At 73.6% G+C, this 14,149-nt stretch carries 13 protein-coding genes; 8 read left to right on the top strand and 5 right to left on the bottom strand.

Annotated features, from left to right (window positions below; all coding sequences use genetic code 11):
• Positions 1-6 precede the first annotated feature (6 nt).
• Positions 7-744, bottom strand: coding sequence for an SDR family NAD(P)-dependent oxidoreductase (locus tag AB0J69_RS48945; RefSeq protein WP_364132816.1), 738 nt, complete (start codon positions 742-744; stop codon positions 7-9).
• Positions 744-1,334, bottom strand: a complete 591-nt coding sequence (locus AB0J69_RS48950) for an isochorismatase family protein (protein ID WP_364132780.1) — start codon at positions 1,332-1,334, stop codon at positions 744-746. The genes AB0J69_RS48945 and AB0J69_RS48950 overlap by 1 nt, the downstream gene beginning before the upstream one ends.
• A 163-nt stretch (positions 1,335-1,497) precedes the next feature.
• Between AB0J69_RS48950 and AB0J69_RS48955 the strand changes: the two genes are divergently transcribed.
• From AB0J69_RS48955 to AB0J69_RS48990, 8 genes are all read left to right on the top strand, one after another.
• The gene (locus AB0J69_RS48955; protein ID WP_364132782.1) at positions 1,498-3,339 is read left to right on the top strand and encodes a protein kinase; all 1,842 of its coding nucleotides are present in this window, start codon (positions 1,498-1,500) and stop codon (positions 3,337-3,339) included.
• Positions 3,340-3,427: 88 nt separating this feature from the next.
• On the top strand, positions 3,428-3,790 hold the full coding sequence (locus tag AB0J69_RS48960) for an OB-fold domain-containing protein (protein ID WP_364132783.1): 363 nt from the start codon (positions 3,428-3,430) through the stop codon (positions 3,788-3,790).
• Positions 3,787-4,152, top strand: coding sequence for a VOC family protein (locus tag AB0J69_RS48965; RefSeq protein WP_364132785.1), 366 nt, complete (start codon positions 3,787-3,789; stop codon positions 4,150-4,152). The genes AB0J69_RS48960 and AB0J69_RS48965 overlap by 4 nt, the downstream gene beginning before the upstream one ends.
• A 16-nt stretch (positions 4,153-4,168) precedes the next feature.
• On the top strand, positions 4,169-5,677 hold the full coding sequence (locus tag AB0J69_RS48970; protein ID WP_364132786.1) for a class I adenylate-forming enzyme family protein: 1,509 nt from the start codon (positions 4,169-4,171) through the stop codon (positions 5,675-5,677).
• Positions 5,674-7,686 (top strand): acetate--CoA ligase family protein, encoded by a 2,013-nt coding sequence (locus AB0J69_RS48975; protein WP_364132788.1) that lies wholly within the window; start codon positions 5,674-5,676, stop codon positions 7,684-7,686. The genes AB0J69_RS48970 and AB0J69_RS48975 overlap by 4 nt, the downstream gene beginning before the upstream one ends.
• Positions 7,673-8,422 carry a glucose 1-dehydrogenase gene (locus AB0J69_RS48980; protein WP_364132789.1) on the top strand — a complete coding sequence of 250 codons (750 nt, stop codon included), beginning with the start codon at positions 7,673-7,675 and terminating at the stop codon, positions 8,420-8,422. Before AB0J69_RS48975 ends, AB0J69_RS48980 begins: the two co-directional genes overlap by 14 nt.
• A 261-nt stretch (positions 8,423-8,683) precedes the next feature.
• Positions 8,684-10,459, top strand: coding sequence for a CHAP domain-containing protein (locus tag AB0J69_RS48985; protein ID WP_364132790.1), 1,776 nt, complete (start codon positions 8,684-8,686; stop codon positions 10,457-10,459).
• A gap of 77 nt (positions 10,460-10,536) precedes the next feature.
• On the top strand, positions 10,537-11,223 hold the full coding sequence (locus tag AB0J69_RS48990) for a hypothetical protein (protein ID WP_364132791.1): 687 nt from the start codon (positions 10,537-10,539) through the stop codon (positions 11,221-11,223).
• Here AB0J69_RS48990 and AB0J69_RS48995 read toward each other — a convergent pair.
• From AB0J69_RS48995 to AB0J69_RS49005, 3 genes are read right to left on the bottom strand one after another with little or no spacing between them, the layout of a single operon-like run.
• A complete protein-coding gene (locus tag AB0J69_RS48995; RefSeq protein ID WP_364132793.1) occupies positions 11,201-12,028 on the bottom strand; it encodes a TIGR03619 family F420-dependent LLM class oxidoreductase in 828 nt (275 codons plus the stop codon). The genes AB0J69_RS48990 and AB0J69_RS48995 overlap by 23 nt on opposite strands.
• Entirely contained in the window at positions 12,025-13,011 is a 987-nt protein-coding gene (locus tag AB0J69_RS49000; RefSeq protein ID WP_364132794.1) for an acyl-CoA dehydrogenase family protein, read from the bottom strand. Before AB0J69_RS49000 ends, AB0J69_RS48995 begins: the two co-directional genes overlap by 4 nt.
• Positions 13,008-14,105: an acyl-CoA dehydrogenase family protein gene (locus tag AB0J69_RS49005; RefSeq protein WP_364132796.1), complete on the bottom strand. Its 1,098-nt coding sequence runs from the start codon at positions 14,103-14,105 to the stop codon at positions 13,008-13,010. Before AB0J69_RS49005 ends, AB0J69_RS49000 begins: the two co-directional genes overlap by 4 nt.
• Positions 14,106-14,149 lie beyond the last annotated feature (44 nt).

Genomic DNA, 14,149 nt, shown 5'->3' on the forward strand with positions numbered 1-14,149 from the left:
GGGCGCTCAGTGCATGGTCACGCCGCCGCTCACCGACAAAATCTGCCCGGTGATGTAGGCGGCGCGATCGGTGCACAGGTAGGCGACCAGCCCGGCCACGTCGGCGGGCGTGCCGAGGCGGCGCAGCGGGATGCCGCGGGCGATCTTGTCGACCAGCCCAGGCTCGGCCGCGGACACCCGGCGGAGCATGGGGGTGTCGGTGGGGCCGGGGCAGACCACGTTCGAGGTGACGTGCGCCCTGGCGGCCTCGCGGGCGAGCGTCTTGGCCAGGCCGAACAGCCCGGCCTTGGTCGCCGCGTACGCCCCCTCGCCGCCCGACCCGGCCCTGGCCCCGTCGGAGGAGACGAACACCAGCCGCCCCCACCCCCTGGCCAGCATGCCCGGCAGCAGCAGCTTGGTCAGGAGCATCGGCCCGCGCAGGTTGACCTGCCACATGAGGTCCCAGCCCGCCGGGTCGCTCTCGGTGAACGGCTCCACGATCGACACCCCGGCGTTGTGCACCAGGACGTCCACCTCGCCCACCGCGCCCCCGAACCCCTCCACCGCCGGCGGCGAGGCCAGGTCCACGGCCATCGCCCGCGCGCCGGGCAGGCCGGCCGCCACCTTCTCGGCGTTCGGCAGGTCCACGTCGGCGATCACCACTTGCGCGCCGAGCGAGGCCAGGTCGGCGGCGATGGCCGCGCCGATCGCGCCCGCTCCCCCGGTCACCACCGCCACGCGCCCGTCCAGGCGCAGCCCGTCCATCACTGCCACGCCTCGACCAGGTCCGCCGTGGTGGCACGGGTGGCGAGCATGCTGATCGTGTGCTTCAGCACGCCCCGCGCGTAGTCCTCCGGGATGCCCGCGACCGCGTCCGTGACGACCGTCACCCGGTAGCCCAGGTTGACCGCCTCCAGCGCCAGGCCCGGGATGCCCAGGTTGAGCGAGACGCCGACCGCGACCACGGCCGAGACGCCCAGCGAGCGCAGCGTCATGTCCAGGGAGGTGCCGGTGAACGGGGAGAAGCCGTGATGGCGCCGGCTCTCCAGGTCGCCGCCGTCCCGCAGTTCGGGCAGGACCTCGACGGCCGGCGTGCCCTCCAGCATGTGGTCCGGGTCCTTGAGCAGGGAGACGATGAACGGGCTGTTGGCCGCGTGGGAGCCGGCCCGGTCGGGGCGGAAGGCGGCCGTGCAGTGGATCACCGGCAGCCCGGCCTGCCGGGCCGCCTGGAGCAGGCGGGCCGCGTTGGCGATCACATCGTGGCGGGCGCACGCCTCCACCAATTCCGGAAATTTCGTACGATCGCCGACCACGCCCCGCTGCATCTCCATCACCAGCACCGCCACGCGCCCCACCGGCGACCTCCCCAGCTATTTAGCCGAGCGCTTGCTTGGGAAGCATAACACCGGCACTCAGCGTCAACTCGCATTAACGCGGGGCGAAATATCTGCGGTCGTGACAACCCGAACCCCGGGTGAGACCGTCGAATCCAAGACGGCTGCCTTATGGGGGTACGACTTGGTCCCTGGTTACCGTGAAGTGCGCCAGCTCGGCGCCGGCCGCACCGGCCGCGTTTTCCTCGCCACCTATCAGTCGACCGGCGCGTACGTGGCCATCAAGTATCTGAACGCCACCCTGCGCAGGGACGCCGAGTTCATGGACCGCTTCCGGTCGGACACCCACGAGCTCGTCGAGCTCGACGACCCCAACGTGGTGCGCCTGTACGAGTACGTGGAGACCCCCACCAGGGCCGCCGTGGTCATGGAGCTGGTGGACGGCGTGTCGCTGCATACGCTGCTGGCCGAGCACGGCCGGACCAGCCCGGAGGCGGCGCTGGCGCTGGTCAAGAGCACGCTGCTGGCCCTGGCCGCCGCCCACGAGAAGGGCGTGCCGCACCGGGACGTCAAACCGGGCAACATCCTGGTCCAGGCCGACGGCACCAGCAAGCTGGCCGACTTCGGCGTGGTCGTGCACGCCGAGGAGCCGGGCGTGCCGGCGGGCAGCCCGGCGTACATGTCGCCCGAGCTGTGGACGCAGGAGCGGGCGGGGCCACCCGCCGACGTGTACGCCGCGGCGTGCGTGCTGTTCGAGGCGGTCAGGGGGCGGCCGCCCTACCGGGCGTACAAGGAGGGGCCGGACGGCGAGCGGGACGAGGAGCCGGACGTCCCCGCGCTGCGGGACAAGCACCTGGTGGAGCCGGTGCCGCTGGAGGTGGCGCCGGACACGCTGCGCGACCTGCTCCGGCAGGGGCTGGCCAAGGACCCGGCGACCAGGTACGCCTCGGCCCGGCAGTTCGCGGCGGAGCTGGAGGAGGACGCGGTCGCCGGGTACGGCCCCGACTGGGAGAAGCGGGGGCGGCGGCACCTGGCGGAGCAGGCCACGCTGCTCGCCCTCCGCTTCCCCCTGGCCAGGACCGACCGCGAGGCTCCGGCCATGGCCGGCCTGCGTGACCGGGTACGGCGGATGCCCAGGCTGCCCCCGCAGCTGTGGGTGGCGGGCGCGACGGTGGTGGCGGCGCTGATCGCCATCTTGCTGTCCGGTGGCCAGATGCCTCCCGGGCCGGGGGCGATCCTGATGCCGCCTCCCAGGGCCGAGACCCAGGCCGCCCCCGTGCCCACCACCGAACCCCCCGCCACTCCCGGCCAGACGTCCGCCCCGGCCACCCCCCGCCGCACGCCCACGACCCTCGCGCCGCCGCCACCCCCCACCGGCACGACGGCGCCCCCTCCCCCGCTCCCCACCGGCCGCCAGGGCGGGACCTCGGTGCCGCTCCCCACCGTGCGGGCCGCCAGCATCGTCCGGTGGAGCGGCACGGCGGGCGCGGTCTCGGTCACGGCGGACGGGACGGGGCCGGTGCGGCTGCGGATCTCGTACACGCGCCGGGACGGGGAGGGCGGGACGGCCAGGACGGTCCGGCGGGAGACCCGGACCCTGCGCGGCAGCACCGCCTACACCACCGACCTCACGCACGATCCGGGGGCGGTGGCGTGCGGAGAGCGGGCGTACTTCGGGATCCTGGTGATGACGGAACCGGCGGCGGGGAACGGGCCGCAGGTGAGCGAGGTGGCGGTGACCGGCCCGGCCTGCCCGCCGCCCCCCGCCCCGACCCGCTCCGCCGACCCCACGCCGACAACGGACCACACCGCCTCCGGCACCGACACCCCCGCCCCCTCCACCTCCGACGCCCCCGCCGCCCAGCCGTCGGACGCCCCTGTCGCGCGACCCTCGGACGCCCCGGTCGCCCGGCCATCGCCCACCCCGTCCACGGCCCCCCTCCGCACGTCCGAGGAGCCTTCGCCCGGCCTCCTCCCCGCCACGCCGGACCCGTCGGACCTGCCGGACCCGTCGGACCCGGAGTGAACGCCACCTCGGGTGCGGCAGCGGGGGTCAGCGCGCTGCGGCCAGGCGGGCCTTGTCGAGAAACCAAGCGTGCGCTAGCTTGGCAGCGATGAGCGGTGACACCTCTGCCTACTGGGCCGCCTGCGGGCGCGGCGAGCTGGTCATCCAGCGCTGCACCGCCTGCGACCGCCGCATCCACCTCCCCGAGGCCGCCTGCCCCTGGTGCGGTGGCGACCGGCTCGTGTTCGAGCCCGCCTCCGGCGACGGCGTGGTGCACACCTACACCGTCGTGCACCGCTCGTTCGCCCCCGCCTACCGGGGCCGCGAACCCTACGTGATGGCCTGGGTGGACCTGCCGGAGGGCGTGCGGGCCTTCGGGCACGTGGTGGAGTGCGCCCCCGAGCAGGTGCGCGTCGGCCTCCCGGTACGCGTGACGTTCCTCGACGACCTTCCCCACTGGAGGCCCGCGTGAAGCTCGGCAACGTGCTCATCCCCGTCGCCGACCTGGACGAGGCGATCGCCTTCTACGGGTTGCCGGTGAAGTTCCGCGACGGCGACCGGTTCGCCGCGCTCGACGGCGGCGGGGTCACCGTGGCGCTGGCCGGGCCGGCCGAGCACGTCACCGCCTCGGCCGCCCCGTCGTACAAGGTGGACGACGTCGAGCGGGCCGTACGGGAGCTGGCGGCGCGCGGCGCCGAGGTGGTGCGGGCGCCCGAGGCCGGGCCGCACGAGACGCGGGCCGTGCTGCGCGACCCCTCAGGGAACGTCTTCGTGCTGTACGCGTCCCTCCAAGCCCCTGCGAACCCTCCCGAACCCTCTGATCTGCCCCTCTGATGTGGAGGCACCCCCCATGGCACGATCACCCTACGGCAACTACGGCCACGCGATCCTGACCGCCGGAGCGCTGCGCACGCCCGACCGGGTGGCGCTGACGTACTGCGGCGAGCAGAGCTTCACCTACGACCAGCTCAACCGGAACGTCAACCGCCGCGCCAACGCCCTGCTCGCCGCCGGGATCACGCCGGGCAGGCGGGTGGCGGCGCTGCTCAACGAGACGTTGCGGGTGGCCGAGGTCTACCTGGCGCAGGCCAAGATCGGGGCGGTCACGGCGGCGCTGAACCCGTACTGGCCGGAGGAGACGCTGCGGGACGTGGTGGCGGCCTCCGGGTGCACGGCGTTCGTCCACGACGCGACCGTGGAGGCGGTGGTCGAGCGGATCAGGCCGAGCCTGCCGGAGGTGACCACGTGGATCGACGTGCGGGAGCTGGCCGAGGCGTCGGACGAGGAGCCGCCGCTCGCCGGGTTCCACGACGACCCGCTGGCGCTCTACTACACCTCGGGGACGACCGGGCTGCCCAAGGCGGTCACGCACACGCACGCGTCGTCGCTGGCCACGGCGCAGATCTGGCTGGACGTGCCGCGCGGGCCCGACTCGGTGTTCGGCACGGGCGCGATCATCTGGGGCATCGGCTTCCCGGCCATCGTGGGGCCCGCGCTGTACGCGGGGATGCGGCTGGTGCTGGAGCAGGACTGGGGGCCGGAGAACTTCCTGCGGGTCGTCCCCCGCGAACGGGTCACGCACGTGTCGCAGATCCCCTCGTTCTACGCGGCCCTGCTGGCCTCGGCCGCCCACGAGGGCGTGGACCTGTCCTCCATCCAGGTGATCATGCTGGGCGGCGAGCCGCTGACCGCGACCATGCTCGACCGGATCAAGGCCCGGCTGCCGCAGGCCGGGGTGTTCTCGTACTACGGGCAGACCGAGGCGCCGTACACGTGTATGGGGCGCGTGGACGACGGCTCCACCCCGCTGGGGTCCTCGGGGCGTGCCCGTACGGGGAACGCGGTGCGCATCACTGGCCCCCAGGGGAACCCGGTGATCGACGAGGTCGGCGAGATCAACCTGGCCGGGCCGCACCGGATGGCCGGGTACGACGGCCTGCCGGACAAGACGGCGGAGGTGCTGCGCGGCGACTGGTACGTGGGGGGCGACCTCGGGACGCTCTCCGCCGACGGCGTGCTGCGCGTCCTCGGCCGCAGGGAGGACTCGATCCTCAAGGGCGGCGTCTGGACCCAGCCGGTCGTGATCGAGGAGGCGGCCTCGGCGCTGGACGGGGTGGCCGAGGCGGGCGCGGTCGGGGTTCCCGAGGGGGCGGCGGAGCAGGAGGTGCTGCTGGCCGTCGTCCCGCGCGCCGGGCACACCCTCGACGCCTCCAAGCTGGCGCTGGCCCTGGCCGACACCCTGCCCGCGCACCAGCGGCCGGACCGCATCGTGGTGACCGGCGAGCTGCCGCACTCGCAGGACGCCTCCGGCGGGCCCGGCAAGCTGCTGCGCAGGAAGATCCGCGAGCTGCACGGGTGAGCGCGTACGAGCACGAGGTCAAGGCGCTGCTCGCCGCCGCCGGGGTGCCGGTGCCGCGCGGGGTGGTGGTCCGCGACCTCGACTTCGGGGCGGCTCGGGAGCTGGCCGAGCCGCTGGTGCTGAAGGCGTTCGGGCCCGGGCTGGTGCACAAGTCCGAGGCCGGGGCCGTGGCGCTGGGGCTGCGCTTCGCGGACCTGGAGGCGGCGGCGGCCGGGATGGCGGCCCGGCTGGAGCCCGCCGGGTTCCTGGTCGAGGAGCAGGCCGCGGCCGGGGTCGAGCTGATCGTGGGGCTGGTGCGGGACCCGGCGTTCGGGCCGGTGCTGCTCGCCGGGCTGGGCGGGGTGTGGACCGAGGCGCTGCGCGACACCGCGCTGCGGCTCTGCCCGATCGCGGAGGGGGACGCGCGGCGCATGCTGGCGTCCCTGCGCGGGGCCGGGCTGCTGGACGGCTGGCGCGGCGGGCCGCCGGTGGACGTGGACGCGGTGGTCAAGCTGCTCATGACGGTGGGCGGGCCCGGAGGGCTGTGGGAGCGGCTGGAGCTGGGCGAGTTCGAGCTGAACCCGGTGATCGCCGGCCCCGCCGGGGTGATCGCGGTCGATGCCCGCCACCTGCCGGGCGAGGCGTCCCCCGGCGAGCCTGTGACGCGCGCGACGGACTTCCTGCCGCTCTTCGAGCCCGGGGCCGTGGCCGTCGCCGGGGCCTCCACGTCCAGGCCGAACTTCGGGAACATGTTCCTCGGCTTCTACCGGGCCACGGGCGTCCCGCTGGTGGCGGTGCACCCCACGGCGGCCGAGGTGGCGGGGGTGCCGGCCGTGCCGTCGCTGGCCGCGGCGGAGGTGGACTACGCCCTCGTCGCGGTGCCCGCCGAGCGGTGCGCCGAGGTGGTGCGGCAGGCACGCGGGGTGCCGTTCGTGCAGGTGATGAGCGGCGGGTTCGGGGAGGCCGGGCGGCCGGAGCTCGAGGAGGAGCTCGTCACGGCGGCGCGGGCGGCGGGGACGCGGCTGCTCGGGCCCAACTGCATGGGCGTGTACTCGCCCAAGGGCCGCCAGACGTTCGTGGGCGGCGGGATCGGGCCCGCGGGCACGGTCGCGCTGATCTCCCAGAGCGGCGGGCTCGCCGGAGAGGTGATCAAGGTCGGGGAGCGGCGCGGGCTGGCGTTCAGCCGGGTCGTCACCGTCGGGAACGCGGCCGACGTCACCCCCGCTGAGCTGCTGCGCTGGCTCGCCCGCGACTCCGAGACGCGGGCGGTCGGGCTGTACCTGGAGGATCCCCGGGACGGGCGCGAGCTGTACGCGGCGCTGCGGGACGCGGAGCTGCCCGTGGTGCTGCTGGTCGGCGGGCGCACCGGGCAGGGGCAGCGGGCGGCGGCCTCGCACACGGGCGGCATGGTGAGCGACCGGCGGATCTGGGAGGCGGTGGCCGAGCAGGCGGGGGCGGCGCTGGTTCCCACCCAGGACGACCTGATCGGCGTGCTGGCGTTCTTCCAGGCGCACGGCTCCCGCACCCCCTCGGGGGACGGGGTGCTGGTGGTGGGGCCGAGCGGGGGCGCGAGCGTGCTGGCGGCGGACGCGTTCGACCTGGCCGGGGTGCGGCTGGACGCGCTGCCCGGCGACCGCCTGGACGCGCTGCGCGGGCTCGGGGTGGTGGCGGCGGGCAACCCGCTCGAAGTGCCGGTGGGCCCGCTGGGCCGGGCCGGGCTCGTGGCCGAGGTGATCGACGCGCTCGAGGGGCCGTACCGGGACGTGGTGGCGCACGTGAACGTCCCGGCGTTCTTCACGTACGGGGACAGGACCGAACCTCTGTACGCCTACACCCGCGCCCTCGCCGGAGCCCAGGCCGCGCGGCCCGGGATCAGGATCACCCTGGTCACCAGGAACGGCGAATGCGCGCCCCCGGGCGTCGAGGACGAGGTAAGGCGGATCGCGGCGGCGGCGGGGATCCCCGTCTACCGCACCATGGAGGCGGCCGCCGTGGCCGTCGCGGCAGGAGGGCGTCATGGGACTGCTTGACGGCAAGGTCGCGCTGATCAGCGGCGGGGCCCGGGGCATGGGGGCGGCGCACGTACGGCTGTTCCTGGAGGAGGGGGCCCGGGTCGTGTTCGGGGACGTGCTGGAGGAGGAGGGCAAGGCGCTGGCGGCGGAGACCGGGGCCACGTTCGTCCGGCACGACGTGACGAGCGTGGAGGAGTGGGAGCGTGCCGTGGCGACGGCCACGGAGGTGTACGGCAGGCTGGACGTGCTGGTCAACAACGCCGGGATCCTGAAATTTCGGCGGATCGCCGAAATGTCGCCCGAGGAGTTCGACCGGGTGATCGGCGTCAACCTCAAGGGCACCTGGCTGGGGATCAAGTCGGCGATCGAGCCCATGAAGGCGGCCGGGCGCGGGGCCATCGTGAACATCTCCTCGATCGAGGGGTACGTCGGCGCCGAGGGGCTGTCGGCGTACTCGGCCTCGAAGTTCGGGATCCGCGGCATCACCAAGTCGGCGGCGCGGGAGCTGGCCAGGTTCAAGATCCGGGTCAACTCGGTGCACCCTGGGGCGATCAACACCGCGATGGCCATGGACCCGGTGATGATGAACGAGGTCGACGGCGAGGCCTTCGTCAAGTCCATGGTCATCAAGCGCTTCGCCAAGCCCGTGGAGGTGTCGCACGTGGTGGCGTTCCTGGCCTCCGACCGGGCCAGCTACTGCACGGGCAGCGAGTTCACCGTGGACGGCGGGCTGCTGACGGGCGCAGGGTACTGAGACCTCACCTGAAGGTAGATCTTTTCTGGTTAAACCACCTAGGCATGGACATTTCTGGCAACATCCTTGACCTGCGGTTTCTATCCTTAGAGTGGCATGGGTCTCTCTTGGGACGTGCTTGACCTGGGGTTACGGCACGGTAACCTCACTCATCACGGAAGACGACAGGCCTCCGGTCTTGTCACACCAGTCCCGGGTTATCCCTTTACCTAGGGCTGCGTGGATAAACCGGTCTTGCGCGGAAGGTTTCCCCACGCTTCCATGACGCCAGAGATCCAGAAGTACATCGAACTGCTCGAGAGCCAGATCGGCTACGCCGAGAAGTCGGGCGCGTACACCAAGTTCGGCGACTGGTACGGCAAGAACGTCGAGTTCGACGCCGACTACAGCTCCGCACCGTGGTGCGACATGTATCTCTCCTGGGCCGCGCACAAGCTCGGCTACGAGGAGTGGATTGGGCAGTTCGCGTGGACGGTGGCGCACGCGGAGTGGTTCAAGGAGCAGGGGGCGTGGGGCAAGACGCCCAAGGTCGGCGCGTTCGTCTTCTACGACTGGAGCGGCTCGAACGACGTCGACAACATCGATCACGTCGGCATCGTGACGAAGGTCGAGAACGGCCGGATCTTCACGATCGAGGGCAACATCGACGGCGGTGTCGCCAAGCGCAAGGAACGTGACACGAGCAAGGTCGTCGGCTACGGCTACCCGGAGCGGATCAAGTCCCGGCTGGACGAGGCGGCGGCGAAGCGGGCCGAGAAGGAGGCGTCCAAGGACGGCGATCAAGTTGGCACGCTCCAGCTTCCCGAGGAGTCGCTCAGCTCGCTGATCCCCAGGGGCGAGGTGGGGCGGGCCCAGACCCCGCTGGCCGGGGCCGACCGGCTCCAGTCGCGGACCCCCGGGCGGGAGGAGTCCGGCGCCCAGGGGCGTACCGAGGGCCAGACCCCGGAGGAGGCCCAGGGCCGTGCTCAGGAGCAGCCCAAGACCCAGGTCCAGCCGCAGCCCCAGCCCTCCGTCTCGGCCTCGGCGTCGGTGACGACGAGCCCGAGGGCGGCGGCCTCCCCCTCGCCCAGCACGGTCAAGAAGGGCAAGCACGCCAAACCTGCCACGGCGGACACCGAGGCGGCGACCGCCGAGCCTCTTCCGACGCACACCGACGCCTCCGCCACCGGCCCGCTGCCGGCCGTCAGCGCCCCGACGCTGGTCGGCTCGGCGCTGGTGGCCGCCCTCGCGCTGCTCGCCGTGGCCAAGACCCGCCGCATGCGCCTGAGCCCGGTCGCCGCGGCGGGCAAGCCCGCCCGCCCGTCCCGCTCCAAGGCCGGCCGCCGCCGCCGCCGTCGCCGCCGGACGACCACCGCCCCGGTGACGGCCCCAGTGGCGGCCCCAGTGACCGCCACAGTGACGGCCCCGGGGACCGCCCCGATGACCGCCACGGCCGCGGCCACGGCCGCCCAGCCCTCCCTCGTCTCCGCGGGGACCGCCCGCCCCACCACGCACCGGAAGCTGCCGCACGAGACCAGGCCGTTCGACCTGGCCACGGACGCCGTGCCGGGGCACCGCAGCACCCGCTCCCACGGCCAGGCCGCCGACAGCGGCCCGTTCACGCCCGCCTTCGACGACGACCCCTTCGAGCCGGACTTCGACCGGAGCCGGTTCGAGTTCACCGACGAGACCGGGCCGCTGGAGGTCGTCCTCGACACCGGCCCCCTCCAGCGGGTCGTCGACACCGGGCCGTTCGAGCGCATCGTCATCCCCGGGGCGACCAGCGCGTTCGACGCCTTCAGCCCGCCCCGGCGCAGGCGCGGGCACGAGGACGTCCTCGACTCCTCCGAGGCCGCCTACCGGGGTCGCCGGCGCCGCCGTGCCGCCGAGGAGCACGCCACGTTCTCGCCCGACCTGCCGCCTCGGGGCCGCCGGCACCGGCGCCCGGACCACGAGCCGCTCACGCACGACGGCCCGCTGAGAGGGCGCCGCCACCGCCGGTCGGATCACGAACTGGTCGGCGCGACGCGCGCCGGAAGAGGACGGCACCGGGCCTGAAAGGTATGTCGGGAACTCCCTTTCCGCGGCCGTCGTTGAGCCGTCCAGCGATGGACGAATACGGAAAGTAGGGCCAATTGTCGCCGACCGCCTTACGCTCTTCTTCCCTCGGCCTGGCATTAATCCTGGTCACCGGATGCGCCGGTCCGCCGGAGGAGTTCGTCCCGGAGGCCGTCTGGGAGGAGACCGACGAGGACGAAGGCACAGAGGCCGACCGGGCGGAGATCTGCGTCAGGAAGGCCACCCTGGTCAGGGCCGCGGACCAGCTCTGCGACGACGAGGCGAAGGGCCACACCTGGTACTACCTCCCGCTGACCGCGAAAATCCCCGCAGTCGGGAAGAAGGCGCGCTCGGGCACATTCGACGGCTCCTTCGATTTCCCGTTCCGGGTCTCCGAAAAGGGCGGTAAAGGGGAGGACATCCTCATTGCCGATGACGAGGACCGCATCGAGATCTGCGTGCGGAAATCGACCAGAATCCGGGTTCGGGACGACCTCTGCGACGACGAGGCCGGTGGCCACGAGTGGTATGTCCTCCCGCTCAGCAGCCAGATCCCCGCGGTGGGAAGGAAGGCCGTGAACGGCTCTTTCCGCCCGTCCGATCACACCGAGACGTTCAGGGCACGGCCCGGCGGCGGCAAGGGCAGCAAGATCGCGGTGGAACCCCCGGATGACCCGGGTGTCACGCCGCCGAGAACGACGACGAGACCGCAGCAGTGCACCACGATCACGACGGGCAGGATCACGACCCGCCGCTGCTCGTGACGCCGTAGTCGGCGGCGAAGGCGGCCAGCCGGGACACCGCGTCCCGGCTGCGCGTCCAGGGCCGTACGATGAGCCGCTCCACCCCGAGCGCCGCCCACGCGGCCACCTCGTCCGGCGAGGCCAGCGCATACGCGTGCGCCGTCACCGGCACGCCCGGCCCGAGCCGGTCGAGCTGCGGCTTGATCGACTCGATCGTGTGCGGCATGCTGATCCATCCGTCGCACAGCCGCGCCGCCCGGCGCAGGGCGGCGGCCGACTCCCCGCCCGCGAGCACGGGCAGCCGCCGCTGCACCGGCTTGGGCTCGAAGGCCACCTCGGAGAAGGAGTAGAACCGCCCGGAATGGGCGATCACGGGCTCGCTCCAGAGCCGCCTGACCACCTCGATCGCCTCGTCCAGCCGTGCTCCCCTGGTCTCGAACGGCACCCCGGCCACCTCCCACTCCCCCCGGTACCAGCCCGCCCCGACCCCGCAGATGGCCCGCCCCGACGACACCACGTCCAGGGTGGCGAACGCGCGGGCGGACACGAACGGGTGGCGCAGGGCGAGCAGCTGCACCGCCGTGCCGAGCCGGACGCGCGTGGTGAACGCGGCCAGCCAGCACAGGTACGCGGGGGCGTCGAACAGCGGCGTCGACGGCTTGATCCCCGGATCGGTGGTGCCCGGGTAGACGGCCAGGGACAGGTCGGTGGCGAAGACGAGGTGCTCGGGCAGCCACACCGACTCGAACCCGAGCTCGTCGGCCGCCACCGCCACGTCCTTCCAGGCGGCCGGGTGCAGCAGGCCGAGCGGGACGCCGAACTTCACGGGTACCTCCGCGGGGAGCCGCCGACGATCTCGGAACGCAGGTGCTCGCGGTGCGCGGCGGCGGTGCCGTACGCGGCCGACAGGGACCAGGCCCGCGCGAGCCAGAACCGCAGGTCCAGCTCCTCGGTGTAGCCGATGGCGCCGTGCACCTGCAGCGCCACCCGCGCCGCCAGCGTGGCGGCCTCCCCGGCGGCGGCCTTGGCGGCGCTCACGTCCCGCCCGGCGCTCGGCACCGCGCCGTCCACGGACAGGGCCGCCCGGTGGACCAGCGGCGCCGCGAACTCCACCGCCACCGCCACGTCGGCGAGCTGGTGCTTGACCGCCTGGAACGACCCGATCGCCGCCCCGAACTGGGTACGGGCCCGCGCGTAGGAGACGGTCATCGCGAGCAGCTCCCTGGCGACCCCGACGAGCTGCGCGGCCGTCGCCACCGTGCCCCGCCACAGGGCGGCCTCGACGGAGACGGCCGGCCGACCGGCCGGCGACCCACCCAGCGGCTCGGACGTGTCGAAGGCCACCTCGAACAGCGGCCGGCACGGATCGATCCCGGCCCGGACGGCCAGGCGCACGGACTCCCCGCCCACCAGCCGCGCCCCGCCGTCCCGCACCACCACGAGCAGGTCGGCCAGGTCGGCGTCCGCCGCGTACGCCTGCCCGGGCGGCAGCACGCCGACGCACACCGTGCCGGAGGCCAGCTTGGGAACCCCGGGAAGCAGCGACGGCGCCACCACCGCCGTCTCGACGACCGGCCCGGGCAGGCACGCGCGCCCGGTCTCCTCCAGCGCCGGCAGGACGTCGGTCAGCCCGAGCCCCAGCCCGTCGGCCTCGGGAGGCAGCAGCAGCCCGAAGAAGCCGAGCGCGGCCAGCTGCTCCCAGGCCGGGCGCCGCTCGGAGCGCAGCGCGGCGGGCGGGCAGTGCGCCCGCAGCACGTCGCGCACGGTCGCGGCCAGGGCGAGCTGGTCGTCGGTGAATCCGAAGTTCATCGCGGCAGCCCCAGGACCCGTTCGGCGACGATGTTGCGCTGGATCTCGTTCGTGCCCGCGTAGATGGGCCCGGCCAGCGAGAACAGGAACCCGTCCAGCCACTCCTGCGCCCGGTCCCCGAGCAGTTCCAGGGCCAGGGCGTGCATGCGCAGGTCCAGCTCGGACCAGAAGATCTTCCCCATGCTGGCCGCGGACCCGATCTCGTCCCCCGCCATGATCCGGCGGGCCGTCCCGAACGTGTGCAGCCGGTACGCCTCCGCCTCCACCCAGCACCTGGCGGCCCGGTCGGCCAGGGCCGGGTCGGCGGCGTCGCGGGCCAGCGCGACGAGCCGGTCGGCGGTGGCCAGGAAACGTCCGGGGCTGCGCAGGGTGAGGCCGCGTTCGGAGGAGGTGGTGGCCATCGCGATCCGCCAGCCCTCGCCGGCCTGGCCGAGCACCATCGACTCGGGCACGTACACGCCGTCGAAGTGCAGCTCGGCGAAGCCGGGCAACCCGTCGAGCTGCGCGATCGGCCGCACGCCGACCTCGGACAGGGGGAACAGGAAGTACGTCAGCCCCTTGTGCCGCGTCCCCGAGGTGCGGAAGAGGCCGAACCCGTGGGTGGCGTGGGCGGCACGCGAGCTCCACGTCTTGTGGCCGGACAGCCGCCAGCCGCCCGGCACGGGCTCGGCGCGGGAGGTGAGGGCGGCCAGGTCGCTGCCGGCCTCCGGCTCCGACCACGCCTGCGCCCACACGTCGTCGCCCCTGGCCATCCTGGGCAGCCAGCGCTCGCGCTGCTCGGCCGTGCCGAACCGCATCAGGGACGGCGCCAGCAGGAAGATCCCGTTCTGGGTGACGCGGGCGGGGGCGCCGGCGGCCCAGTACTCCTCCTCGAAGATCAGCCATTCGATCAGGGAGGCGCCGCGCCCGCCATACTCCTCGGGCCAGGAGACGACGGACAGCCGCGCACCCGCCAGCTCGGCCTCCCAGGCGCGGTGGGCGGCGAAGCCCTCGGGGGTGTCCATGGACGGGAGCGGGCCCGGCACGTGCGTCCTGAGCCAGTCGCGAACCTCGGCGCGGAAGTCCCGCTCGGCCGGGGAGAAGTCGAGATCCACGATAACCAACCTAGCGCACGCTTGGTAAGCTCGCCAGGCCGCCG

This window comes from Nonomuraea sp. NPDC049709, from assembly GCF_040674815.1.
Taxonomy (GTDB): Bacteria; Actinomycetota; Actinomycetes; order Streptosporangiales; family Streptosporangiaceae; genus Nonomuraea.

Coding starts and splice junctions, on each gene's coding strand:
- AB0J69_RS48945 (WP_364132816.1), bottom strand. CDS start 744: ATGGACGGGCTGCGCCTGGACGGGCGCGTGGCGGTGGTGACCGGGGGA.
- AB0J69_RS48960 (WP_364132783.1), top strand. CDS start 3,428: ATGAGCGGTGACACCTCTGCCTACTGGGCCGCCTGCGGGCGCGGCGAG.
- AB0J69_RS48970 (WP_364132786.1), top strand. CDS start 4,169: ATGGCACGATCACCCTACGGCAACTACGGCCACGCGATCCTGACCGCC.
- AB0J69_RS48980 (WP_364132789.1), top strand. CDS start 7,673: ATGGGACTGCTTGACGGCAAGGTCGCGCTGATCAGCGGCGGGGCCCGG.
- AB0J69_RS48985 (WP_364132790.1), top strand. CDS start 8,684: ATGACGCCAGAGATCCAGAAGTACATCGAACTGCTCGAGAGCCAGATC.
- AB0J69_RS49000 (WP_364132794.1), bottom strand. CDS start 13,011: ATGAACTTCGGATTCACCGACGACCAGCTCGCCCTGGCCGCGACCGTG.